A 22,885-nucleotide genomic window follows, 5' to 3' on the forward strand; every position below is an offset into this window, starting at 1 on the left:
ATGTTCAATTCCCGCACGGCCTCCCGGTCCTAGCCTTGCCACATGACCGACACGGTGACCACAGCGGCGAACGACATCAGCCCTATCGAATCGACACTGCTGCAACTCGAGCAACGGGGCCTGGACGCCGACGCGTCCTACGACGCGAATCACTTCGACGAATTCTGCGCGGAAGACTTCGTGGCGGTCGGCTCGTTCGGCGTCTACGAGCGTGCGCAGGTTATCGCCATGTACACCAACGGCACTCCGGCCGTGCACCGCAAGAGCCGAGTGACCGACCCGACGGTAAGGCTGCTCGGAGAGGATGGCGCACTGGTGACCTACACCCTGGTCAGCACGGCCGGTGACACCACGACCTCCTGGTACGCCACCACGGTCTACCGTAGGACGCCACTGGGCTGGCGAGTCGTCAATCTGCACCAGACCCCGGTCGCGCAGCCACAATCCTGACGTTCCGGATCCGATCCGGCTACTCTCGCGGTCGGGCGCGTGCGGCAGCTCTATACCGCTGTGTGGCAAGGGAAGTCCGCGTTTGCGGACGTTTTTGGCCATGCGGTGCCAGGTGTGGCGGCGGCGGATGGCGGCGAAGTAGTCGTACAGCAGTTCGGGGTCAGGGATGCCCGCCAGGAACGCGTCGCCGATGCGGTGGGCGTCGACTCCGATTTCCTTGGCGTTCAACGCGAGCTGGGGCACCAGGGTGCGGTGGGAACCCTCCTGGCTGGTGCCGATGGTGCCCATGGCGGCGGCAGAGGCGAATGCCCTGCTCCGGACCGCGGTCCTCGTCGCCCGGGATCAGTCGCGGTGCGGCACCTCGAAACGCGCGAAAGCCTTCGCCGGTCAGGATATTCAGGGATCGTAAGGTGCTACTCCGCACCGCATCGGTGCGGACCCGGGTGATACCGAGCCGCGCGATCATCGAACGTGGAGCGACCGCTGTCACGATCGGGTCGGCCGCTTGGATCGAGGAAATCAGGCCGTGCACGTATGAGCGATCTTGCGGTTGGTTGGTGCGGCGGAGCGGAAGGGGTGACCGGCCGTGCCGATCCGCTGTCGGCCAGTGTCGTGACCGCCGGGTTGATCGCGGCCCGAAACGGCCGTCAACTGTGCACCTGCTCTTCTAACATTCAGTGGTGGATTCTCCGGATTCGGGGTGGCTGTGGTCTCGATGCCAGGAAGGCGCTGAGGGTGATGGATCTGGCCGACCTCGCCGGTTCTGAAGTCGAAAAGGTCACTGTCAGTTTGCTGCTGACGATTGTCAATCCGGACCAGCGGTCGGTGGACGATGTCGTGGATTCCCTCACGTGTTTCGATCCTCGGCGTGGCGGCGAAGACCTGACACAATTCCTGTTCGAAGGTCGACCGATGCGGGTCGAACTCGTCTGCGACCTGTTGACCTACTATCTGTGGGCCTGGGACGACCAGGGTGCGCGATCGCTGACGATTCTGTACCCGCCTCCGAATGTCGTAGGGGAAGACACCGAACATGTAGAGCTGGTGTCTTTGGCGTTCGCTTGCGCGCAGGAAGTGGCGGCCGCAGCGCTGAGGGCTGCCGATCCGCAGCCCTCAGCAGCCCTGTCGCGCCTGGCCGACGCGATGTGCCTCCGGGACCATCTCGTAGCTGGGCAACTGTTTCTCTTCGCAGCGGAGCTGGAAGCCGACGCCGACATCGCGCTGGCGGCGATGGAGAGGGCTGCCGCACAGATCTCGATGGCAGGGGAACGAGCATCGTTGGCAAGCGTTTCCTGTCAGCGTGTTTCACTCGTCGCGCATCGAATCGGCGACCGCGGAGTACGGTTGCTCGACGCGATCGCGGTGGCTCTGCGGCATATCCGAGCTTCCGAACCGATCGACCTGGCGAAGGCTTCCGCGGTGTGGGGGATCGCCAGGGAGGCCGGGGTGAACAAGGTCATGGAACCGTTGTTCATCAGCCTTGTGCGTGATTCGCGCGATTCCGGCAAGCCTGGTTGGTCGGCCGTCCGAACCGAGTGGGACACCGACCTTCGCGACATTGCGGATGGCATGAGGGACGCACCCGTTCTGATCCCTATGGAGAATGCTCGTCTCACCGCCGCGTCCGAGCTCGCGGGGGAATATGTTCATGCCAGCTGGGAGACGTGGTCGTTTCGGCACCCGAGCTACCACCATGCGGTTCCGCACGGTCAATCCATCTTTCGCGAGAGCGAGTTCGGTGAGACCCAGTTGATGGTGCTGCATGAGACCACCCATATTCTCTCCATGTTCAGTGGCGTCGGTGCCGCCACGATGGCACTGCGAACGGCCTTGCTGGACAATGAGATCGCGCTCTGGGGGACCGAGTCTCTGCGTGCGATGACCACACTCGAATTCCGTGGGGTTCGCAATGCGACTCCGACGGTGCAGCTGTGTGCGCGCATTGAGAGATCTATCGAACTCCTTGCGAAACTCCAGGCGCTGCGGGGCATCTGGTCGCCCTGGTTCGAAGGCATCGCGGTCTTTGCCGAGCTGCACAAGGATCCGACGTCCTCGGAGCTCACTGACACCGCCAGTCTGGTCCTGTCCCAACTCGAGGATGCCACCAACCTCGCCGCGGAGTCTGTGGAAGAAAGGACGGCCGCGGCTTTGCGTCACCTCGAGATGGCTGATGTGCGATATGCGGCCGCGCAACGTGATCTCGGTCCTGGCCGTTTGTACGCCTATCTCGAGCGCAACGGGGAGCTGTACCTCGCTGGGTATCTTGCCGCCCGCGCAGTGGTTTCGACATGGCGGGCGACGCTCGGTGTCGAGCTGTCCGGTGCCGCCGCGGCTCGTATTCTGTTGTACGCCACCAGATTTGGAACAGACGCTGTAGTGCCGGATCTGGCGTTGCCGATGCCTCAGTTCGCTGAGCGGGCGCGCGACGCAATGACTGTGTACGTCGCTGAGTTGGGGAAGTTGTCGGCTGTGGACCTCGAGGCGGTGGCCAATGCAGAGGGGGGATTCGACTGGGAGAGTATGGGTCCAAAGCGGTCGGGGAGTCGGGAGCGCACGAGCGACGACCTAGTCGCCTTGGCCTTCGAAGCATCACGAACCCTGACTGACCAGGAAGTGACACCGTTCGATCGAATCGCGGCGCCGCCGGATGCGGCTCGTGACGCGCAACTGGTTGAGGCCAGGGCTTTTCTGGCCAAGCAGCGCGACGTCCGGCACGATCAGTTGCGGGACCTCGCCATTGGCTTGTTCACCCTGTGGGATCTATCGATCCGGATGCTCCCCATCGGATCCTTCAGTACTTACTGTTTCTGGATCGCCCCGAAACTGCCGAGCCTGGTTCACGTCATCCGGACAGTTGTCGCCCGGGCCGACAACGGCCTCCCCAGCTACAACGTCGAATCGTTGCCCCTGGACGAGCAGGATCTTGCGGCGCTGCGGCAGGCGATGATCCGGGAGCCGTACGCGCCACTCGAGTTGCACCGCCTCGCCGATCTGACACCGTCGGGTGATACCCCTGGTCGAATTGAGGGCTGCCACTATCTCATGCTCCGATTGGGCGATTGGTTCATGCTCCGCGCATGCGGCGTAATGAGCGGCTCTGCTGGCGAGATTCCCCGCGAGGTGGTGCAGGCGGCGATCGCGAGGATCTCACCGTTCGACCTCGTGGCCGAGGAAGAAGCGCTCTACCGCGACGGCGACGGTGTAGCGTCCCGGGCGGTGGCATGGACCGGTGGATGGCATCGATCGAACCCGCCGACGAGCACCGACCATTGGATCGAGCACATCGGGCGCCGCGCGACCGAGTGTGTGAATTCGAATGATCTGACATGGCAACGGGAATCGTGCGCGGCGCTGCTCGATACCGTTTTCGATGACCGGTCGGTGGTCGAGCCGCTGCTTTCGACCGGTCTGCGAGGCGTGCTGCCCCATGAAGCGGGAATCGTGCGCCGACTGTGCGACCTGTTGCAGCGCACCGGAATCGCGGAAGTCGAATCCAACACCGTATCGGCCGCTGATCTCGAACTGTTCTCACCCATTGTCGAAATAGTGGACGGGACAGCGGATGTCCGCCCACTGCGAAGGAGGGACACGACCGATGCTGTACTCGATGATCAGCCGGCATGACTTCGAAGCCGCGATCAATTGCGCTCACGAGGCCGGTCGTCGTGCCGCGACCTCAGGTTTGAACGCGCCGCTGGGCGCGGCCCTGCTGGATCGCGTCGCGGAGGTGTGGGACCACATCGAGGCGGCACTGCGAAAGGCGTACCAATTCGGTGTCGAGCAGGCGCAAGATCTCCTGCGCACCGCTGTCGATCAGGCAGAGAACCTGCTGCGGGAAGCCAAGGCTCGGGCTGAATCCGTCGAACAGCAGCTACAGGAACGGCTTCAGGGCTACCTTTCCGGATTACTCGATCGAGCTCTGCAGGGCGTCCGGAGCGCACTGACCGTCGGGGAGACCAGGCTCGGACTGGTGGGGATCGATGTGAGCCAGAAGATAACGCTCACCGGTTCGTTGAAGGTCAGCATCAGCGAGTTGGTCGCGCTTACCGGTGCAGGTGAGCTCACTGTTGTTGCGCGCTACGACGTGCCGGGCGTTATACAGCAGTAGCCATGGAGAGGAACGCGATGCTGCAACGGTCGTCTGTCCATGCCAGCAGCAGTCCACGAACACTGCGGGTCGGCCGCGCGATCGCGTTCGTGGCGGTGGTCGCTGCGACCGCATGCTCGACCACGGCACCGGATGCGGCGCCGGCGAAGGCTCCACCCGCAGGCTCGCCGACGTCAACTCATCCGGACTGCGGTGTCTGCTCAACACGAGTCACCTACGCCTACAAAACAGCTGACGACCACGTGCCGAGCGGGCAGCAGGTCGATCAGATGAAGCAGGTTATCGAGGATCGTATGAGCGCCAATCACACCGCAGGTCGGCTCACCGTCGACGGGTCCTCGATCGTGCTCACCGTCGACCAGGTCGATACCGCTCTGGTCGACACCCTGGGTAGGGTTCCCTCGATGAGCATCCGGCCTGTCGCCGCGACGGTTCCCGCGTCGAGCAGTCCGAGCAGCGCCTCGCCGACGTCGGTATCTCCCACCGGGGAAGCTGCCATCGTGGATGCGAAAGCCGTTCGGCAGAGCCGAGATCCAGCCGTGCAGAGAGCCGCGCTACTGGAGCTGTCATGCGGATCAGTGGACCCACTGCAAGGTCAGGACGACTTCAGGTTGCCACTTGTCACCTGTGCGACCAACGGTTCCGATACCTATGTGCTGGAGCCGAGTGCCATCGACGGCATCGAGATCGCCGACGCCGAAGCGACAACAAGTGCCAGCGGACCCGTCGTGGACGTGATTTTCACCTCTGCTGGAACTGACCGCTGGGCCGAGGTCACCGCGAGCAATCTGCACAAGCAGGTTGCCTTCGTCATCGACAGTCGAGTCGTCGCGGCGCCGAGTATTCAAGAAGCCCAGACCGCCAGCACGACCCAGATCTCAGGCGTGAAGTTCACGGACCAGAGCACGGCAGCGCTGGCAAGACTGCTGCGCAATTCGGGCTCCGAGCTCAAATTGACCTCGACTGCGACGATGACGGTGTCGCCGACCAAATAGAGATCGACGACGGCTTACCCGAAATTCGCTGTCAGTGAGGAACTTTCGATGCGCAAAAACCGATTCGCGCTGCTCACGATCGCTGTCGCGAGTGCTCTGGCATTCACTACCGCGTGTGGTTCTCCGGTCTCGAAGACTCGGGTGGACACCCTTCGGGTCGATACCTCATCGACGTTCGCCTACACCGGTCCGGAAGGGCTGACGGTGAAAGGCGCCGCGGGCGTCGCAGCACCGGACACGCTGGTGACGATCACCCCGCAACAACACCCGCACGATGAAAACCTTCCAGGGCTAACGTATCTCGGGCGTTCGGTCGAGATAGTCCTGGGCGACAAGATGCAGCCCAAGGCGCCGATCGCGGTCTCGATTCCGGTTCCGAGACAGTTCGAAGCAGATACCGCGACGATTATCGCGGTTACCCAGGACGACGGTAATCCCGAGTTCCTTCCGGTCACCGCTGCCAATGGTCTCTTGACCGCGAACCTTGTCCATCTATCTCCACTGGACTTCTTCACGGTGGACATCTCGAAGTTCACCGCTGGCGTGACAGCTTCGCTCCGCACGCTGCTGACCGGCGAAAGCGCCACGGCCCCTGACTGTCTGGAGAAGTCCGTCGACGTCGGTGGCGTCACTGTGAAGGCGCATCGGGCCAAGAGCGAGAGTGGCGGCAATCTCGACGCCATCTGGCCGTGTCTGCGATACGACCACGGGCAACTGCTACTGGATCTGCACGCCAACGGAAATCGGGCTTGGCTGACCCGATCACAACCCGACGCCGGCACCGGGGCGCTGTCGGCGCCGGGGTCCGGTGACGCGACGGCAGTCGGATTCTTCAAGCTCTTCTACAGTCTTGGAAAGCATCGGTCGACGGGTACCTTGATGCCGGGAACGACACTGACGTATGCCTTTTCAGCCGACAATCTCCCAACACGGGCCGAAGCCAAGGTCGATCCCGGTCTCATGCTGACCGCGGCGTTGGTCTACCAGATCACCGCGATCTTCGATATGACCGGCATGAGCACCTACGACGAGATGGAGAAGGTTCCCGGCGCCTATGACTGCCTGCTCGGTGCTGCCGACACGCTCGACACCACTGGCAAGACCTTCCTGGAGAATTTCTCGAGCGCCTTCGCCACGATCGTCGGTTGCCTCGCCACGGTCGTGCCTGGCCCGATGGCGTTCCTGCTCAACATCTTCGGCAGCGGAGCTCAGATCGTGGCGGGACTGGTCAATGCGGCGTGGAACGAGTTCACCAACGACAACCACGCCATTATCACCATCAGCAACGAACGACCACGCGCGGACTATGCCCAGACCTGGACCGGCCATACCCGGCTGATGCATCTGCAACTCGACGGTACCGGCGACGTCACGATCTTCTCCGGCGCCAGTGACGGAGAAACCTGGTCGGCAACTTGGGAAACCACCGCTGCTGGGATAGCGGTAAGTCTGGTAGCACGCACGTCGAAGTCTGGTGCAGGCTTGGCTGATTTACACCCGGGGACGAAATGGGATGCGGCACTGCTGAAGTCGTCAGACCAAAAGACAATACTGCATTTCGTTGATCCGGGCGCAGACCCGACAAGTCCGCAAGAAGGGTTCTTCTGGTGCTCTGACAAATACGGCTATTCCTACGACTGTGGCGCCTAACCGACCGTGGTGGTTTCGGCAGCCTCCGCCTTCGGGGCGTCGGCGAAGCCGATCAGTTTCACGTCCTTGAGGAAGAAGGACACGATCAGGCCGACGACGCCTACGGCCGCGCCCGACCAGAACACGCCGACGATGCCGTGGGTGACGGCGGCGTGGAGGGCGTCCTGGAGTGGTCGGGGGAGGGTGTGGACCATCGAGGGTGGGAGTTGGGCGCCGCCGGAGACCAGTTTGGCGCCTTCGGCTCCGGCTCTGGCCGACAGTTCGTGGGTGAGGCGGGTGGTGTAGACGGTGCCGAGGACCGCGGTGCCCAGGGACATGCCCATGGTGCGAAGGAAGGTGCTCGCGCCCATGCCGGCGCCCATGTCGCGCAGGGCGACGCTGTTCTGCGCGATGAGCATCGAGGGCTGCATCAGGCAGCCGACGCCGAGGCCGAGGACGGCCATGTAGAGGCCGAGGGTGAGTTTGGTGGTGTCGGTGTGGACCTGGGCCATCAGGACCATGCCGCCGACGAGGACGACCGAGCCGATGATCGGGAAGATGCGGATCTTGCCGGTCTTCGAGGTGATCTGGCCGATGGTGACGCTGGCGAACATCATCGGGAACATCATGGGCAGCAACAGCAATCCGCTGTTGGTGGCCGACGCACCCTGCACGAGCTGCTGGAACTGCGGCAGGTAGGCCGCCGAACCCATCATGGCCAGACCGATGATGAACGCGAGGGCTCCGGCCAGGGCGAAGTTGCGGTTGGTGAAGACGTGCAGCGGCATGATCGGCTCGTCGACCCGGCGTTCGATGGCGACGAAGGCCGCGAACCCGCCGATCGCGACGACGACGACCGCGATGATCTGCCATGAGCCCCAGGCGTATTGCGATCCGGCCCAGCTGCCCAGCAGCACCAGCGCGCTCGCCCACACAGCGAGGGTGCCCGCACCCCACCAGTCGATCTTGACCTTGCCGGTGGTGCGTCGCGGCGCGTGCAGCGTGAACCAGACGGTGACCAGTGCGATCGCGCCGAGGGGCAGGTTCACGTAGAAGGCCCAGCGCCAGGACGCGTTGTCGGTGATCCAACCGCCGATGAGCGGGCCGCCGAGCATGGCCAGCGGCATGACGGCCATGAACAGGCCCTGATACTTTCCGCGTTCCGCCGGCGGGATCAGCTCGCCGAGGATCGACATGACGCCGACGATGAGTCCGCCCGCGCCCAGCCCCTGCAGGCCGCGGAACATGATGAGCTCCATCATGTTCTGCGACATTCCGGTGAGCGCCGAGCCCGCGAGGAACACCACGATCGAGGACAGGAAGGTCGACTTGCGGCCGAACAGGTCGCCGAGTTTGCCCCACAGCGGGGTGGAGACGGCCGTGGCCAGGGTGTAGGAGGTCAGCACCCACGCCAGATGTTTCAGTCCGCCGAGGTCACCGACGATGGTCGGCAGTGCCGGGCCGACGATGGTGTTGTCGAGCATCGCGAGCAGCATCGTGATCATCAAACCGCTCATCACGGTGATGATTTCGCGGTGACTGCGCCGCTGGAATCCCTCGGTTTCGACCGGAGTCGATTGATCTACCATGTCCCACCCATTTACTTGCCGACCGGTTAGCAGCTTACCGGCCGTATAGTAATCTCCGCGCAGGAGTTGTCAATCGACCGACAGCGGACAGGAGCGTGAACGGATGGCATCCGCCGACGGCAGCATGCGCGAGAAGATCCGTCAGGTCGCCTTGGAGCTGTTCACCGAGCGTGGCTACGACGGCACCTCGCTGCGTGAGATCGCCGAACGCCTCGATGTCACGAAAGCCGCACTGTACTACCACTTCCGGTCCAAGGACGCGATCCTGCTCAGCCTCATCGTCGAACTGTTCGACGAGGTGAACGCGCTGGTGGTCTGGGGTCGTGAACAGACCTTCTCGCCGGATTTCCAGCACGAGATGCTCGACCGGGTCGCTGACCTGTTCTTCGGCGACGCCAACCACATCGTGCGGCTCATCCAGCAGAATCAGCCCGTGCTGCGGTCCCTGGCCGCCGACGCCCCGAACCGGGAGGTGCGTGACGCCGGTGAGCTCAAGGCGCTGATCGGTGAGGTGATCACCCTGATGACGCCGAGCACGAGTGATCTGCACGCCCGCATCCGAATCCGAACCGCGGTGGCGGCCATCATCTTCGGTCCGATCACGGGCGAGCAGCTCGGCGACACCCTCGACGCGAGCTTCGACGAGCAGAAGAAGATCTCCGTGGCCGTCGCGCGCGAACTGCTCGATATCTAGAGCCGGTTCATCGCTCGAGGGGAACGGCGATGCTGCCGAGATGGCGTGGCGACTCGGCTTCGTCGAGCATCGCGGCCGCGACGGTCGCACGGCTCACCCGAGCGGGCAGGAACAAAGGCCTTGGCGCGCCGTCGATTCCGACTGTGCGGCGGGTCCGGCTCACCGGTCCGTTCGACAGGGGACCGGCGTGGAAAACGGTGCCGTTGGCGTGCAGCACCAGGGTGTCGGATGAGATCTTGTCCGGCAGTTCGGATTTCAGGAAGGTGCCGAGCAGCGTCCGCGTGACCACCCCGGCGTGGGCGGCTGATTCGCCGGTCCCGAACGCACCCAGCCACACCACCCGCCCGGCGGCGACGGCGGCGCGTGCGCCGGTGGCCAGGACGCCGGGGCCGCCCAGTCCGGAGAGCACGATCATGCTGCCGCGCAAGGCTTTTGCGATGGCTTCGGCATCGGTGACGTCGGCGGCGACCCGGATCAACCGGTCGGAGTCTGGCAGTTCGAGCCGCTGCGGTGCGCGGGCGATCGCGGTGACCGTATGCCCGCGGGCCAGCGCCTGCCGGGTGAGTTCGAGGCCGGTCGCGCCGGTGGCGGCGAGTACGGTCAGCTTCATCGCGCCACCGCCGAGAGCACGTCGACCGCGGCGCGGTGCAGGCCGGGCGCGGCGACGAGCACATCCGAAGCGCCTGGCCGCCAAGGTGATCCGTCGATCCGGGTGGCGACGCCACCGGCCTCGGTGACCAGCAGCAGGCCGGGGGCGACGCCCGGCAGCACCGGTTCGAACTGCCAGAACACGTCGTGCTGACCGGCGGCGAGCAGCAGCATCGGGAAGGTGGAGGGGACGAAAGCCCGCACCACCAGTGCGCTGTCGAGCATCGCGGTGATCGACGCGCCGATCCGCCGATGTGTGCCGGGCTGACCGGTTTCAGCCTGTCCGGTGCTGACGATCGCCGCGTCGAGGTCGGTCTTGGCGGATGCGCGCAGGCGTTCGCCGTTGTGGAAAGCGCCCTCGCCGCGAGTTGCGGTGTAGGTGTGGTCACCGATCGGCTGGCGGATCACGGTCAGTACCGGCTCGCTGTCGATGATCAGTGTGATGGTCACGCACCATTCGGGCATGCCGTGCACGTGGTTGACGTTGCCCTCGACCGCGTCCACCACCCAGAACTCGCCCGGCGGCAGCGGCGTGGTCTCCAACTCGTCGTCCAGCCACCGGGCGCTCGGCCGTAGCCGTTCCAATGCCGGTCGCAGCCGGTCGAGCACCAGCTTCTCGTTTCGTTCGGCGGCCGCGAACATATAGGTCCTGCCCTCGGGTCGAGCGTCGGGCGAATACACGTCGAGCAGCAGGTCGGCGGCCTCGGTGACGATGGGAATCAAGTCGTTCGCGGTGGTCATGGGAACAACGCTAAGAGCGCTTTCATATGACGTCCAGTGCACTCTTGTTAAGTGAAGAGTTACTTTGGTGCATGTGGACCTGAACCTGCTCGTTGCCCTGGACGCTCTGCTCGAGGAGGGCAGCGTGGCCGCGGCGGCCGACCGGCTGCATCTGTCGCCGCCCGCGATGAGCCGCACGCTGGCTCGGATCAGGCGCGCCACCGGCGATGAGATCCTGATCCGGACCGGCCGCACCATGACTCCGACGCCGAGAGCGCTGGAGTTGCGAGACGAGACGCGCGAGTTGGTCCGCCGCGCCACCGCGGTGCTGACACCTGTGCAGGACCTGAGGCTCGAGACGCTCGAGCGGACGTTCACCGTCCGCTGCCACGACGCCCTGGTTCCCGCGCTGGCCCGCACCCTGACCACCGCGATCGAATCGACCGCGCCGGGCGTCCGGATCCGCTTGCTCGCCGAGCCTTCCGGCGATGTCGCCGATCTCGCGCGCGGCCACACCGATCTGGAGATCGGCGACGCCGCACCCGCCCGTCCCGAGATCGCCGCCGAGCACCTGGGCGCCGATCGCCTCGTGCTCGTCTGCGCGGCAACACATCCGCTTGCCGAAGGCGATCTCTCACCGCAGCGGCTCGTCACCGCCGACCATGTCACCGTGTCGCGCCGTGGCCGGTTGCACGACGCGATCGACGATCGCCTCGCCGAGCTCGAGCTGCGTCGGCGGGTGATCGCGGCGCTACCCTCCAGCAGCGCCGCAATGGAATTGGCCGCGACCATGCCGGTCGTCACCAGCGTGCCCGAACGGGTATGCCGACCCGGGTGGACCCGCCTCGGCCTCCGCGCCAGGCCGTTGCCTTTCGAATTGCCCGCGGTGCCACTGATAGTCGCGTGGCATCGCCGATACGACGGTGACGCCGCCCACGCGTGGCTGCGCGCGCAGGTGCGAGACGGGCTGCGGGCCGTACTCGAGGCGCAGGTCGCGGGGGTTGCGGTCGTCTAACCGCTCGAGACCAAGCACTTTGTGTCACAATATGTTTCGTGTCCAGTTCGGTCTGCTGCAATGTTGCGTCGCGGAAGCGTCGCGGGTTGCGGCGATGCCATCGACCGGACGTGCAGTGATGACGGCTGTCACCTTGTCCCCGTCGGGTGCCGTCATCGGCGATGTCTCTCATTCCACTCTGTCGAGTCCGGTTGTGCCAGTGGCACTGTGGACTGCCCGGCAGGTCTGCTGAAGGCGGGTGGTGTGAGCTCTCGACAGGTCGCATCGCAGGTCTCTGACGCCTGGTTATCCGACAGCTTCTGATCCGTCCCCAACGGTCACCCTGATTTTCGGTGTCCCGAGGCGGCGCAATGCCAAGTGACGAAACTGGGGTCGCTTGGAGTCTGTAGTGAGTGAAAGAAGGCGAAGTCATGGTCTCTACAGAGCACCGCAGCAATTTCGCAGACATATTGTTCGGCAACCGTCGCACCTCGGCTCAGCGGTACAACGCGCTGTTCGCCGAGGAGACATTCGATCAGGATTGGTGGTCGGCCACACAGGATCCCGGGAAGCGAGCCTACGAACGGTACCTGCGGCTGTTGCCACGGCTGTCGGCCGTCGACACCGTGGCGGACCTGCGCGAGCTGGTGACTTTGCACGAGCAGGCGACCGTCGTCGATCCGCACCTGGGCGCACTGCTCACGGTGCAGGTGAACCTCGTGCTCGGGACACTGCTCGAACAGCACACCCGCTCCGAGGAGGTCACCGACGCGTTGGCGGCGTTGCTCGACGGCGGGGCGGTGGGTGCCTACGTGCTCACCGAGGTCGGCCACGGCAGCGACCTCAACAATCTGGAGACCACCGCGGTCTACGATCCAGCCGACGGTGGCGTGTTCATCCTGCACACGCCCACCGATACGGCGATCAAGTTCATGCCGACCACCGCCGCGCCCCCGGTGGCGGGTGTCGCGCGCTTCGGAATCGTGTTCGCGCAGTTGGTCATCGGCGGCGTGCGCAAGGGCGTGTATCCGTTTCTGGTCTGGCTGTGTGACGCGGACGGCCAGGTGCGGCCGGGCGTCACGATCCGTCGCCTGCCGGAGAAGCCCGGGCTCGGGATGGACAATGCGCTGACCCGCTTCGATCAGGTGCGCCTGACGCGCGGGAGTCTGTTGTCGCACACCGGAACCCACATCGACGAGGACGGCGAGCTGGTGGGGCCGATACCGTCGGACAACCAGGTGTGGCGTGCGATCAGCCGGGTACGGGTCGGTCGGCTGTGCATCTCGGCGATGGCCGCGGCGGTGTCGCGGGCCGCGGTGACGATCGCGGTCCGGCACTCGGCACAGCGGGAGATCGCGAGTATGGACGGAGGGCGCGTCTCGCTGCTGGACGTACCGGCTCACTACGGGCCGGTGGTCGACGCGGTGGTCGACACCTATCTGTCCACCATCGCCGCAGAGATCGCGATCGAGGGTTTCGTCGACGCGATCGACGTACACGATGATGAGCAAGGCCCGAAGCTCACCGATCTGGTCTCTCTCACAAAGTATTTCGCGACCTCCACCGCGCTGCGGGTGTGTGGTGAAGTCCGCGACCGGCTCGGCGCACAGGGGACGTTCGCGCACAACAAGATCGTCGAGTACCGCGCCCTGCGTGACGCGGCGGCCACCGCCGAAGGCGATAGCTATGTCATCGCCCTGCTGGCCGCCTACCGGCGGCTGTCCGAGGCGGATCCGTGGGAGCCGGGATCGTGGGATGGACAGGAGATCTGCGACGCGGACGCTCCCCGCGGCTGGCTGAACTGGCTGCAGGCGCGTGCGGCCTATCTGCAGCACAGCACTCTGCAGAGCTACGAGAACACTGTCGGTGGCCGCCAAACCCGTTGGGACCAGGTCTATGACCTGGCGTTGGCGGCGGCCGAAGCGCATGTCGCCTCGCATGCGGCGCACACCCTCGCCGAACGTGCCGAGCGGCTTCCCGATGGCCCACGACAGGTGATCGAGCAGGTGGTCGTCCTGTTCGCTGTTCGTCAGTGCACGGCACACGGCGCGGATCTGTTGCCCGACGGTCCACTGCCGAAGATGCGAGAGTCCCTGCGGGACACTCGCATTCGCCTGCAGGGCAGTCTGGCCCCGCATCTCGGTGAGCTGGTCGCGGCCTTCGAGCTCGAAACTGGTTCGCTGCGTACGGTATTCGACGCCGACAGCTATGTCGTGCAGTGTGCGAAGGCGCTGCAGGTCGACTGACACCCGGCGGTCCCCGGATCAGTGAGAGCGTCTCGGGCTACCTCCCGAGGCGCTCTCCGTCTCGTCAGAATCCCTCCCGCACCGGCGGGAAGACGACCGGCAGCCGGGCCAGGGATCGGTGGAAGGGGCCCGGACGCCAACCGAGTTGATCCGGGCTGCACGCGAGTTGGATCTCCGGCAGTCGGTCGAAGAGCTGATCGATGGCGTTCTGCGCGACCGAGTAGGCGACGTCCTGCGCCGGGCAGGCGTGCGGGCCGGTGCCCCAGGCCAGATGCGCGTTGTTGCCGTTGTACTGACCGACGATGGCGGGATCGTTGTTGCAGGCCGCCATGCTGGTGACGACCGGCTGATTGGCCGGTAGCCACACCTTGTCGACCATCATCGGTTGGGGCGGATAGGTGATGCCGAAGTTGGCCAGTGGGGGATCGGTGAACAGCAACTCGTTCAACGCGTCTCGGGTCGTCAATGCCGCCACACCGGAGAATCGGTCGTCGATGAGCATCAGCAGCAGGGTGTTGGCGATCAGGTTGGTCAGCGGTTCGATCCCGGCACCGTAGATGGTGACGAGTTGATGGACGAGTTCGTCGTCGGTGAGGTCGGCGGTGTGGGTGACCAGCCGGGTGGTGACGTCGTTGCCGGGGGTGTGTCGCTTGAGCGCGACCAGTTCGCCCAGCGCGCGAACGAACAGCGCGTTGCCGTTCTCGGCATCGTTGCCCTCGAACATCATGGCCATGCCCTGCGCGACCCGCTGCCCGATATCGGCCGGGCAGCCGACCATGGCGTTGAGGTAGGCGAAGGTGACCGGCAGCGCGTACTGGCTGATGAGATCGGCGTTGCCGTCGCCGCAGAACGCGTTGACCTGTGCGAGCGCGATCTGCTCGATGGTCATGTCGACCTGATAGAGGTTGATGGCGTCGATGCTGTCGACACTGGCCTTGCGGTAGCGGGCATGCTCACGGCCCGCGCTGCGCAACGCGTTCGGTCGATATTGCAGCATCGGCAGCACCGGGCAGTCGAGTGGGATGTCCTGCTCCCAGACGCGCGGATCGGCACGGAAGCGTTCGGGATCGTTGTTGATCTGTACCGCGGTGCGGTAGCCGATCACCAGGGTGGCCGGGATGCCGGGCGACAGTTCGACCGGGGCCAGGGAACCGAACTTCCGGCGCATCTCGGTGTAGAAACCGTGCGGGTCGGCGGCGAATTCGGGTCCGTACAGCGGAACCGGAATCTGTTGGAGGGCAGCGTGGTCCGACTGTCGCGGGTTGTCGGTTTCCGGCGACGACGGGGGCGTGTTCGTTGTCAACGACGAGACTCTCGTTGTGGAAGGGGCAGTGGCGGGCAGGGCGGGAAGATCACCGGGACGGCGAGCGGTGCGCGGTGGAAGGCGCTGGGCTGCCACCGCAGATCCGAGGCGGGCACCGCCAATTCGAGGTCGGGCAGCGCGTCGAGGAGCTGTTCGAGCGCTTCCTCGACGATCACCGAGGCGAGCGATTGCGCCGGACACGATTGCGCCCCCGCACCCCAGGCGAGATGCGATCGGTTGCCGTGCCGCTCGCCGGTCAGCGCCGGGTCCGCGTTGCATGCCGTCATGCTGATCAGCACCGGCTGGTCCACCGTCAGCCAGAGACCCTCGACGGCCTGGGGTTGCCGAGGGTATCGGGCACAGCCGTTCGCCAGCGGTGGATCCAGGAACAGCACCTCGTCGATCGCTTCCCGGACCGACAGCGCCCCACCGAGAAACCCTGCCCGGAACTGGCTGTCGGTCGTCAGCAACAGCAGCGCGTTCACGATGAGATTCCAGGTCGGCTCGGTGCCCAGGGCGTAGAGCACGGCGGTCTGCGCCAGGATCTCGGTGTCGTCGAGCATCGAAGGGTGTCGGGTCAGGCGGGAGATCACATCGGTGGACGGCTGGGATCGCTTGGCGGACAGTATGTTCGACAGCAGCGTGTGGAACCGGTTGTCGTGCAGCTCCGAATCCCGGGCGTTCGCGGCGACCCGCAGTCCGGCCATGGCGTCGAACAGTTCGCGGCCGTCCTGTTCGGGGATGCCGAGCACGGCCTCGAGCACTCCGACGGTCAGCGGGATCGCGTACTCGTCGAGCAGATCGGCCGTTCCGGCACCGCAGAAGCCGTTGATCAACGACACGGCGACGCTCTCGACCGTGCCGCGCAACTGGTAGAGATCGATGTCGGCCAGGACCGCGAGGTAGGCGGTGCGGTGGCGATAGTGTTGTTCGCCATCGGATTCCGAGGTGGACGGTCCCCATTCCATCAGCGGTAGCACGGGGCAGTGCTCGGAGATCTTGGCCTGCCAGGCTCTCGGATCGGCGGGGAAATGCGCCGGGTCGCTGAGGATTCGCAGCGCCGCCCGGTACCCCAGGACCAGCGTCGCGGGGACTCCGGCGGTGACCTCCACCGGAACCAGCGGCCCGTGCTGCCGTCGCATTTCGTCGTAGGCGTGGTGTGGATCTGCGGCGAACTCATCGGAATCCAGTCTCATACCGGTATCCGGGTTCGATGCATTGTCAAGGAGAAAGCTCCCATGCAGGAGTGAATCGTGGACAAAGACGTTTTTCGATCACCTGCCGCATCATCGTGCGCGGATGCGGCCGTTCAGGAAAGCTACGCGTGGATCTTTCCGTCGGTACATCTACAAGCAACTGATAGGCACACCAAATATGCTCTGCTGTACGACGATTCGGCCACCCGGGCATAGTAGCTGGCTGGTGCCGGACGCGCAGGGTCCGGCAATTCGATCGATCGTCGATGTTCGGCCGGATCTCGAGGGTCGGAGTGTGGCCGAATGTGCGAGGGTTGGGGCATGACGAACGAGCGGTTCGAGGTCCAGCGACAGGTCGCCGCGGCGCCTTCGGAAATCTTTGCGTTGCTGTGCTCGCCGGAAGGGCATGTGGCGATCGACAGTTCGGGGATGCTGCAGTCGGCCGAGGGTAAGGCCGTGAGTGCGGTCGGCGACGAGTTCGTCGTGCATATGGATCGTGAGGCGCTCAACGATCTGCCGATGGGGAAGTACGACGTGACGGTGATCATCACCGAGTTCGAGCAGGACGCGCTGATCGAATGGACCATCTCGGGGGCTATTCAGCCGCCGATCGCGCACCTGTACGGATATCGGCTGGCGGCCAGCGATATCGGCACGCTGGTCACTTCGTACTACGACTGGAGCAAGATCGCGCCCCGGTATCGGGAGGCGAACATCTTCCCGATCATTCCGGAGTCGGCGCTGCGGGCCACCCTGGGCATACTCGCCCGCACCGTCGAGCGGTAGCCGTCGTGAAGGTCGGCGGTCGGGTCGCGATCGGTAGCGCGGTGGTCACCGCGGCCGCGATGACGGGCATGGCGGTTGCGGCGGTCGGGGCGGCCGAGCCCGTCTACAACTATGTGGCCCTCGGTGACTCCTACACGGCGGCAACCGGTTTCGACGACGTGCCGGACGGTAGCTATGCGCCGCCGGGCTGCTTTCAGGCGCACACCGACTATCCGCACCAGATCGCGGGCCTGCTCGGCGGCGAGCATCGGCTGGGCAGCTTCGCCGACGCGTCGTGCGGTGGGGCCACCATCACCGCGTTCACGAACCCGCAGCACACGATCGACGGTGTCAACGCACCGCAGTTCAGTCGCATCGATGGCAGCACCAACCTGGTGACGATCGGTATCGGCGGCAATGACGTCGGGCTGGAGGCACTCGTCGAGGAATGTGCCAGAGACGGATTGACCAACCGGTCGTGCATGGACGCTCATGTCCGAGATGGTGTGGACGACATTTCCGCGTCCATCGCGAGGGTCGAGCCGAAGCTCGAGGCCGTGATCCGCGATGTGCGCGCTCGTGCCGCGAATGATGTGCGGATTCTGATCGTCGATTACCTCGAGGCGATGCCCGACAGTGGCGCGGGCTGTTATCCGGAGGTCCCGATCCTGCCGGCCGACGCGGCCTGGTTCGCTGGGACCTACCGGCAACTCGATGCCGCGCTGGCCACGGCGGCGGCGAATCAGTCCGCCGAACTCGTCGACACCTACGCACCCACCCTGGGGCACAACGTGTGTTCGAACGCGACCACCCGCTACGTCGAATTCCTGACTGTCGTGTCATCGAATCCGCCGTTCTCTCTGGCGGCGCCGGTGCATCCGAATATCGGGGGTGCGAACGCGCAAACAAGGCTCGTAGCAGCCGCCATAGGCTGATACTTCTCTGACTGGTTCACTGCGCTTCTCGCCGGATGTCCGATCGCAGATGTGGTGGGGTGATGAGGAATTGATTGGCCTCAGTGGTTTCGTGGCACGCCGTCGGTGGAACGGATTCGCGGTCACGGTGTTGTCGAGTGTGGCCCTCGTATTGGGAACAGCCCCTGCGGCATCCGCCCTGCCGAGTGACAGCCGACTCATCGAGATCACACTGCCGGACCGCAATGGCGAGATCCCTTCGCAATGGCTGACATACGCGGGACCGCCTCGCGCGACGGTGCTGCTTCCCGCCGATTACGATCCGAACAGGACCTACCCGCTCCTGCTCCTGCTACACGGTCTGTACAGCAACCACTCCAGCTGGTCGCGAACCGGTGAGGGCCAAATTGTCACCACCGCAGCCGGTTTCGACGGCATCATCGTCATGCCGGAGGGTGCCAGCGGGTGGTACACGGACTGGTGGAACAACGGGCAACGCGGAAATCCCGCCTGGGAGAGCTACCTGCTCGACGAGGTTGTTCCGCAAATCGCCGAACAGTTCCCGATCCGCCCCGAACGGCGCTGGCACGCCATCGCCGGGGTGTCGATGGGCGGACTCGGCGCCGCCTACCTCGCGGGCCGACTACCCGGCTACTTCGGCTCGGTCGCCATCCTTTCGGGTCTCGTCGACACCCACCTGGCCCTCGGCCAGGGTGCGTACCATTCGCTGACCGCCGAGAACGCGGCCAAACAGCCACTGGATCCGAACGCGGTGTACGGCCCGGACTTTCAGCCCTACTCGCTGGGCCACGACCCGGTGAACCTGGTGCGCAACCTCGGCCACACCCGCGTATTCATGGCCGCGGGCAACGGCATCCCCACCGAGGACGGCCAGCCGTACACCATGGAGAACACCGACCCACTCGCCGAAGCCGCCGCGATCCGACCCGCCTCCGACACCTACGCCGCCGCACTGAACGCCGCCGGGATCCCCTACACCTACCTCCCCGGCGATGGCGTCCACGACTGGCCGAAATTCCGCACCGAACTCCGCGACGCGCTCGCCTGGGGCATGTTCCAACCGGTCGACGAAGCCCCCACGACCTGGGTGAGCGACACCATCGCCACCCACGGCAGGATCTGGGGCATCGACTACCGATTCGACACTCCGCCAAGCAGTCTCGCCCGCCTCTCCCGCTCCGGAGACGACCTGTCGATCAGCCCCGCCGGATCCGACGTCGAACTCGACTTCCCCGGCGGATGCGCCGTCCACGTCAGCACCCCGGCCACCCTCACGATCCCGGCGCCGGACTCCGACCGGTGCACCCCTGGATCATGAGTCGCAGTGCGGCTCAAACGAAGCGAAGCCAGGCTCGGAGTGCCTACGCTGTCCCGAGTCGACCAGGGGGACAGCGATGAGTGTGTTGATCTGCGGGGCGGGGCCGACGGGCCTGGCTCTCGCGTGCGGGCTGCTGCGGCGTGGCATCGAGGTGAGGATCATCGATGCGGCGGCGGGTCCGGCGAATACCTCTCGGGCGCTGGCGGTGCAGCCGCGGGGTGCTGAAGTGCTGGATCGGCTCGACGCGCTCGGGGATCTGCCGCAGCGAAGCATCGCGACGATGGGTTTGACCTTCCGTGACGGCGCGCGGGAGCTGTTCCGGGTGAGGCGGAAGGCCCGCGACCACATCGCGCTGCCCATCGGACGACAGCCTGTCCTCCAGCGCCGGATCGTCGCGACGGCCAGCCAACTCGGCGTGTCCTACCGGGGCGCTTCACTCGCCCCGTCCGGCCGGTGGCCCGCCCTCCCGGGTGGCGGCCGGACCGGTATCGCGGCACTGCATTGCGGTGACCGGGTACCCGACGTGAAATGCGTACTGGCCGAAGGGGAGACGTCGCGGCTACACCGGATCCTCGATGGCCGGTGGGTGCTGCTCGTGCCGGAAGGATCCGCGACCTTGCCGACCGAACGGCTGGGGGAGGAAGTCGTCACGGTCGTCGCCGACGTGCCCGAACCCATGCTGGTGCGCCCCGACGCACACCTGGCCTGGCGAGCGAGCCGGTCGAAGATCACCCTGAGTGCGTACGTGGATCGAGTTCTGTTGCATCCGTAGGTGGTTCAGAGTTCGGCCGGGCTCGTCGCCGGGATCCGTTCGTGCGGGGTGGGCAGGAGTTTGTCGATCGCCGCGCGTGCTTGAACCATGGCCGACGGCCCCTGCTGCTCCAGTTCCTGGAGGTCCGGCGCGGCGCTTACAGCTCGCGAGCCGACGGTTCGATATCCATGGCGAATCGCGCCTCGGATGGCCGCTTGCGGCGGATCGACCCGACCAGGGTCGTCAGCGTCACCAGCACTGTCAGGATCAGGACATGCGCCGCGAACAGCACCAACATCGGCAGGGCGTACCCCTCGTCGGTGAGCGTGCCACGATCGCCGACGCAGTAGAGCGTGTAGTTGGTCGACGTCCCCTCGGAATCGTGGAATGTGTCCGAGACCACCATCGGTTGCGTGGTCGGCGGTGAGCAGAACAGGGGCGCGGTGAGTTTCGCCTCGCCGGGCCAGATGGCGACGGGGACGATCGTGCTGAGCAGACCGGCGGCGCCGACCGTCGATACCGCGGTTACGAGTAGACGGGCCATCGCTCAGGCCTGCCGCATGCGTAGGAATGCGCCGTCGCCGTCGAACTCGCCGATCATCTCCGAGCGAGGCGACACCACATTGGTGACGATGCGGATGTCGCGGCCGAAACGGCTCACCACGATGACTGTCACCTCGCCATCCGTGAGTCCGCTGCGGCTGAGTGCGGTGTCCACGATGTCTTCGATACGCGACAGACCGGGCACCTCGCTGATCGTGAAGTCCTCCCCGTCGAGGTCGTCGAAGGCTGAAACCCGCACCGGCCGTGCGGAACCGAGGTCACCGAGGGTGAACGAGTAGTCGTCGAGCTGCCGGGATCGATCCGGCGGACGCACCCGCAGCCGGACGGTGGGTTCGCGGGTGGACAGGTCGTCGTGATCGGCCATGAAGCGGGTCACCTGGTCGGGCTGGTCGTTCAGGACCAGCCGGAAGCCGGTCGAATCGGGCGCGGTCAGCACGATGAGGTTCGCCTCGAGATCGCGGGCACCCGTGCGCTCGGTGAGCGCCGCGATGGCGGTCTGCGGCAGCGCGCTCACCAATCCGCCTCCGCGAGTGCGTATCCGGTGCTCGAAGTCCGCACGGTCCACCGCGCCGACGCACCCCGCGGTGGCGCCCAGCACTGCCAGGCACGCGAGAACTCGAAACCACCTGCGGCGCATGTCCGAATACTAACGGCCAGGTTCCGCCGGTGCCCGCGGCCGAATCACCGAGCCGATTCCGACTTCGTCCCTCGGAGTTCACCTCACGAGTTCCTAATGCGAGCTTCGGCATGCTCCGGGGCATGAGTGAGTTGGCGGCGGTGGCGCATGTTCTGCGGCGGACCACGTTCGGGCCGTTTCCGGGGCAGGTCGAAGCGGCGGCCGGGCTGGGCGCGGCGGGGGCGATCGAGACCGTACTCGGGGCGGCTGCGCTGATTCCGGGGGAGCCGGTATTCGATGAGGACGATGCCGCCGGGACCGACGGGGCGGTGGGCAAATGGCTGGGGCTGATGCGTGACCCGAGCGCGGGCCTGCACGAGAAGCTGGTGTGGTTCTGGCACGGACACTTCACCTCCAGCCACGACAAGGCGGACGCATGGGCGCTCATGTGGCGGCAACATCTGGTGCTGCGCACCCACGCGCTGGGCAATTTCCGGGAACTCGCGCACGCGATGACGGTGGACGCGGCCATGCTGCAATGGCTGGACGGCGACGGATCCACCGCGGCCGCGCCGAACGAGAACCACGGGCGCGAGCTGATGGAACTGTTCACCATCGGACGCGGGCCCTACAGTCAGGGCGATGTGCGGGCGGCGGCACTGGCCCTGTCGGGCTGGACCGTCACCGACGACGGCCGCGCGTCCTTCGATGCGGCCGTGGGAAATCCACGCGACACCGTGCTGCTGGGCCGCCCGGTGCGCACCGCGCACGATGTGGTCGACGCGCTGTGTGACCGCCCGGAATGCGCGCGGTTCATCGCCGCGAAGCTGTATCTGTTCCTCGTCGGCCGTCCGGCCTCGGATCAGCGAGTGGGTGAGCTGGCCGCCGCGTTCGCCGCCGCGCGCCTCGAGATTCGGCCGCTGGTCGAGGCGATCGTGCGGGATCCGGAATTCACGACGGCGGTGTACGAGCGGCCGCGATATCCGATCGAATGGACGACCGCCGCGTTCGCTGTCTGCGAGATCAACGATGTGGCAAGGGCTTTCGACACATTGACGGCTTTGGGCCAGGCCCCGTTCTATCCGCCGAATGTGGCGGGCTGGCCGCCGGGAATGCGATGGCTGGACCCGGGAGCCGCCGTTCTGCGTGCGGAACTGGCGGTGGATGCCCCTGCCCTGCCCACGATCGCGAATGCGCCGGACCCGGTCACCGCTGTCCTGACGCGAGCGGGCATCTACGAACCGACGACCGAGACGCTGACCGCGGCAAAGGATTTGGCCTTCGCGCTCCGGCGTTACCCGCGGGCGCAGGCGGCGGCACTACTCGGATTCGTGCTCACCACACCGGAATTCATCCTCGCATGA

The 22,885-nt window shown here is 65.6% G+C and carries 20 protein-coding genes; 13 read left to right on the plus strand and 7 right to left on the minus strand.

Going from position 1 to position 22,885, the window contains the following annotated elements:
• Window positions 1–42: 42 nt before the first annotated feature.
• From OG300_RS08910 to OG300_RS08930, 5 genes are all read left to right on the plus strand, one after another.
• Complete coding sequence (locus tag OG300_RS08910) at window positions 43–450, plus strand: DUF4440 domain-containing protein (RefSeq protein ID WP_405494040.1); 408 nt, start codon at window positions 43–45, stop codon at window positions 448–450.
• A 534-nt stretch (window positions 451–984) separates the two neighbouring features.
• Window positions 985–4,074: a hypothetical protein gene (locus OG300_RS08915; protein ID WP_405494042.1), complete on the plus strand. Its 3,090-nt coding sequence runs from the start codon at window positions 985–987 to the stop codon at window positions 4,072–4,074.
• Complete coding sequence (locus tag OG300_RS08920) at window positions 4,046–4,558, plus strand: hypothetical protein (protein ID WP_405494044.1); 513 nt, start codon at window positions 4,046–4,048, stop codon at window positions 4,556–4,558. The genes OG300_RS08915 and OG300_RS08920 overlap by 29 nt, the downstream gene beginning before the upstream one ends.
• Before the next feature lie 2 nt (window positions 4,559–4,560).
• Complete coding sequence (locus OG300_RS08925; protein ID WP_405494046.1) at window positions 4,561–5,553, plus strand: SecDF P1 head subdomain-containing protein; 993 nt, start codon at window positions 4,561–4,563, stop codon at window positions 5,551–5,553.
• A gap of 48 nt (window positions 5,554–5,601) precedes the next feature.
• The gene (locus OG300_RS08930; RefSeq protein ID WP_405494048.1) at window positions 5,602–7,203 is read left to right on the plus strand and encodes a hypothetical protein; all 1,602 of its coding nucleotides are present in this window, start codon (window positions 5,602–5,604) and stop codon (window positions 7,201–7,203) included.
• Here the strand turns inward: OG300_RS08930 and OG300_RS08935 are convergent.
• Window positions 7,200–8,699 (minus strand): MDR family MFS transporter, encoded by a 1,500-nt coding sequence (locus tag OG300_RS08935; protein ID WP_405494050.1) that lies wholly within the window; start codon window positions 8,697–8,699, stop codon window positions 7,200–7,202. The genes OG300_RS08930 and OG300_RS08935 overlap by 4 nt on opposite strands.
• A 175-nt stretch (window positions 8,700–8,874) precedes the next feature.
• Between OG300_RS08935 and OG300_RS08940 the strand changes: the two genes are divergently transcribed.
• Window positions 8,875–9,465: a TetR/AcrR family transcriptional regulator gene (locus OG300_RS08940; protein WP_405494052.1), complete on the plus strand. Its 591-nt coding sequence runs from the start codon at window positions 8,875–8,877 to the stop codon at window positions 9,463–9,465.
• Window positions 9,466–9,472: 7 nt separating this feature from the next.
• On the opposite strand, the gene OG300_RS08945 is transcribed toward OG300_RS08940, so the two are convergent.
• The gene (locus tag OG300_RS08945; protein ID WP_405494054.1) at window positions 9,473–10,075 is read right to left on the minus strand and encodes an NAD(P)-dependent oxidoreductase; all 603 of its coding nucleotides are present in this window, start codon (window positions 10,073–10,075) and stop codon (window positions 9,473–9,475) included.
• Window positions 10,072–10,854 (minus strand): inositol monophosphatase family protein, encoded by a 783-nt coding sequence (locus OG300_RS08950; protein ID WP_405494056.1) that lies wholly within the window; start codon window positions 10,852–10,854, stop codon window positions 10,072–10,074. Before OG300_RS08950 ends, OG300_RS08945 begins: the two co-directional genes overlap by 4 nt.
• 73 nt (window positions 10,855–10,927) lie before the next feature.
• Between OG300_RS08950 and OG300_RS08955 the strand changes: the two genes are divergently transcribed.
• Together OG300_RS08955 and OG300_RS08960 are read left to right on the plus strand one after the other, a co-directional pair.
• Complete coding sequence (locus tag OG300_RS08955) at window positions 10,928–11,848, plus strand: LysR family transcriptional regulator (protein WP_405494058.1); 921 nt, start codon at window positions 10,928–10,930, stop codon at window positions 11,846–11,848.
• Between the two features lie 410 nt (window positions 11,849–12,258).
• Window positions 12,259–14,073 carry an acyl-CoA dehydrogenase gene (locus OG300_RS08960; protein WP_405494060.1) on the plus strand — a complete coding sequence of 605 codons (1,815 nt, stop codon included), beginning with the start codon at window positions 12,259–12,261 and terminating at the stop codon, window positions 14,071–14,073.
• Window positions 14,074–14,137: 64 nt separating this feature from the next.
• On the opposite strand, the gene OG300_RS08965 is transcribed toward OG300_RS08960, so the two are convergent.
• Both OG300_RS08965 and OG300_RS08970 read right to left on the minus strand, forming a co-directional pair.
• Window positions 14,138–15,376, minus strand: a complete 1,239-nt coding sequence (locus tag OG300_RS08965; protein WP_405494062.1) for a cytochrome P450 — start codon at window positions 15,374–15,376, stop codon at window positions 14,138–14,140.
• Window positions 15,373–16,572, minus strand: a complete 1,200-nt coding sequence (locus tag OG300_RS08970) for a cytochrome P450 (RefSeq protein ID WP_405494064.1) — start codon at window positions 16,570–16,572, stop codon at window positions 15,373–15,375. Before OG300_RS08970 ends, OG300_RS08965 begins: the two co-directional genes overlap by 4 nt.
• Before the next feature lie 321 nt (window positions 16,573–16,893).
• Between OG300_RS08970 and OG300_RS08975 the strand changes: the two genes are divergently transcribed.
• The 4 genes from OG300_RS08975 to OG300_RS08990 all read left to right on the plus strand — a co-directional run bounded on the left by OG300_RS08975 (window position 16,894) and on the right by OG300_RS08990 (window position 20,362).
• Window positions 16,894–17,358, plus strand: a complete 465-nt coding sequence (locus OG300_RS08975; RefSeq protein WP_405494066.1) for a polyketide cyclase — start codon at window positions 16,894–16,896, stop codon at window positions 17,356–17,358.
• Between the two features lie 5 nt (window positions 17,359–17,363).
• Window positions 17,364–18,272 (plus strand): SGNH/GDSL hydrolase family protein, encoded by a 909-nt coding sequence (locus tag OG300_RS08980; protein ID WP_405494068.1) that lies wholly within the window; start codon window positions 17,364–17,366, stop codon window positions 18,270–18,272.
• A 91-nt stretch (window positions 18,273–18,363) separates the two neighbouring features.
• Complete coding sequence (locus tag OG300_RS08985) at window positions 18,364–19,590, plus strand: alpha/beta hydrolase (RefSeq protein ID WP_405494070.1); 1,227 nt, start codon at window positions 18,364–18,366, stop codon at window positions 19,588–19,590.
• 76 nt (window positions 19,591–19,666) lie between these two features.
• Window positions 19,667–20,362, plus strand: a complete 696-nt coding sequence (locus OG300_RS08990) for an FAD-dependent monooxygenase (RefSeq protein WP_405494072.1) — start codon at window positions 19,667–19,669, stop codon at window positions 20,360–20,362.
• Window positions 20,363–20,498: 136 nt separating this feature from the next.
• Here the strand turns inward: OG300_RS08990 and OG300_RS08995 are convergent, their stop codons facing one another.
• Window positions 20,499–20,885 (minus strand): hypothetical protein, encoded by a 387-nt coding sequence (locus OG300_RS08995; RefSeq protein ID WP_405494074.1) that lies wholly within the window; start codon window positions 20,883–20,885, stop codon window positions 20,499–20,501.
• A 3-nt stretch (window positions 20,886–20,888) separates the two neighbouring features.
• On the minus strand, window positions 20,889–21,542 hold the full coding sequence (locus OG300_RS09000; protein WP_405494076.1) for a hypothetical protein: 654 nt from the start codon (window positions 21,540–21,542) through the stop codon (window positions 20,889–20,891).
• A 122-nt stretch (window positions 21,543–21,664) separates the two neighbouring features.
• On the opposite strand from OG300_RS09000, the gene OG300_RS09005 reads away from it, so the two are divergent.
• Entirely contained in the window at window positions 21,665–22,885 is a 1,221-nt protein-coding gene (locus tag OG300_RS09005) for a DUF1800 family protein (protein ID WP_405494078.1), read from the plus strand.

The organism is Nocardia sp. NBC_00511 (assembly GCF_045161165.1).
Taxonomy (GTDB): domain Bacteria; phylum Actinomycetota; class Actinomycetes; order Mycobacteriales; family Mycobacteriaceae; genus Nocardia.

Bases quoted from the DNA above. Each gene is read 5' to 3' on its own strand.
- OG300_RS08970 (WP_405494064.1), bottom strand. From the start codon at position 16,572: ATGAGACTGGATTCCGATGAGTTCGCCGCAGATCCACACCACGCCTAC.
- OG300_RS08915 (WP_405494042.1), top strand. From the start codon at position 985: ATGAGCGATCTTGCGGTTGGTTGGTGCGGCGGAGCGGAAGGGGTGACC.
- OG300_RS08960 (WP_405494060.1), top strand. From the start codon at position 12,259: ATGGTCTCTACAGAGCACCGCAGCAATTTCGCAGACATATTGTTCGGC.
- OG300_RS08975 (WP_405494066.1), top strand. From the start codon at position 16,894: ATGACGAACGAGCGGTTCGAGGTCCAGCGACAGGTCGCCGCGGCGCCT.
- OG300_RS08995 (WP_405494074.1), bottom strand. From the start codon at position 20,885: ATGGCCCGTCTACTCGTAACCGCGGTATCGACGGTCGGCGCCGCCGGT.
- OG300_RS08945 (WP_405494054.1), bottom strand. From the start codon at position 10,075: ATGAAGCTGACCGTACTCGCCGCCACCGGCGCGACCGGCCTCGAACTC.
- OG300_RS09005 (WP_405494078.1), top strand. From the start codon at position 21,665: ATGAGTGAGTTGGCGGCGGTGGCGCATGTTCTGCGGCGGACCACGTTC.
- OG300_RS08950 (WP_405494056.1), bottom strand. From the start codon at position 10,854: ATGACCACCGCGAACGACTTGATTCCCATCGTCACCGAGGCCGCCGAC.
- OG300_RS08940 (WP_405494052.1), top strand. From the start codon at position 8,875: ATGGCATCCGCCGACGGCAGCATGCGCGAGAAGATCCGTCAGGTCGCC.
- OG300_RS09000 (WP_405494076.1), bottom strand. From the start codon at position 21,542: ATGCGCCGCAGGTGGTTTCGAGTTCTCGCGTGCCTGGCAGTGCTGGGC.
- OG300_RS08925 (WP_405494046.1), top strand. From the start codon at position 4,561: ATGGAGAGGAACGCGATGCTGCAACGGTCGTCTGTCCATGCCAGCAGC.
- OG300_RS08990 (WP_405494072.1), top strand. From the start codon at position 19,667: ATGAGTGTGTTGATCTGCGGGGCGGGGCCGACGGGCCTGGCTCTCGCG.
- OG300_RS08935 (WP_405494050.1), bottom strand. From the start codon at position 8,699: ATGAGCGGTTTGATGATCACGATGCTGCTCGCGATGCTCGACAACACC.
- OG300_RS08920 (WP_405494044.1), top strand. From the start codon at position 4,046: ATGCTGTACTCGATGATCAGCCGGCATGACTTCGAAGCCGCGATCAAT.
- OG300_RS08910 (WP_405494040.1), top strand. From the start codon at position 43: ATGACCGACACGGTGACCACAGCGGCGAACGACATCAGCCCTATCGAA.
- OG300_RS08930 (WP_405494048.1), top strand. From the start codon at position 5,602: ATGCGCAAAAACCGATTCGCGCTGCTCACGATCGCTGTCGCGAGTGCT.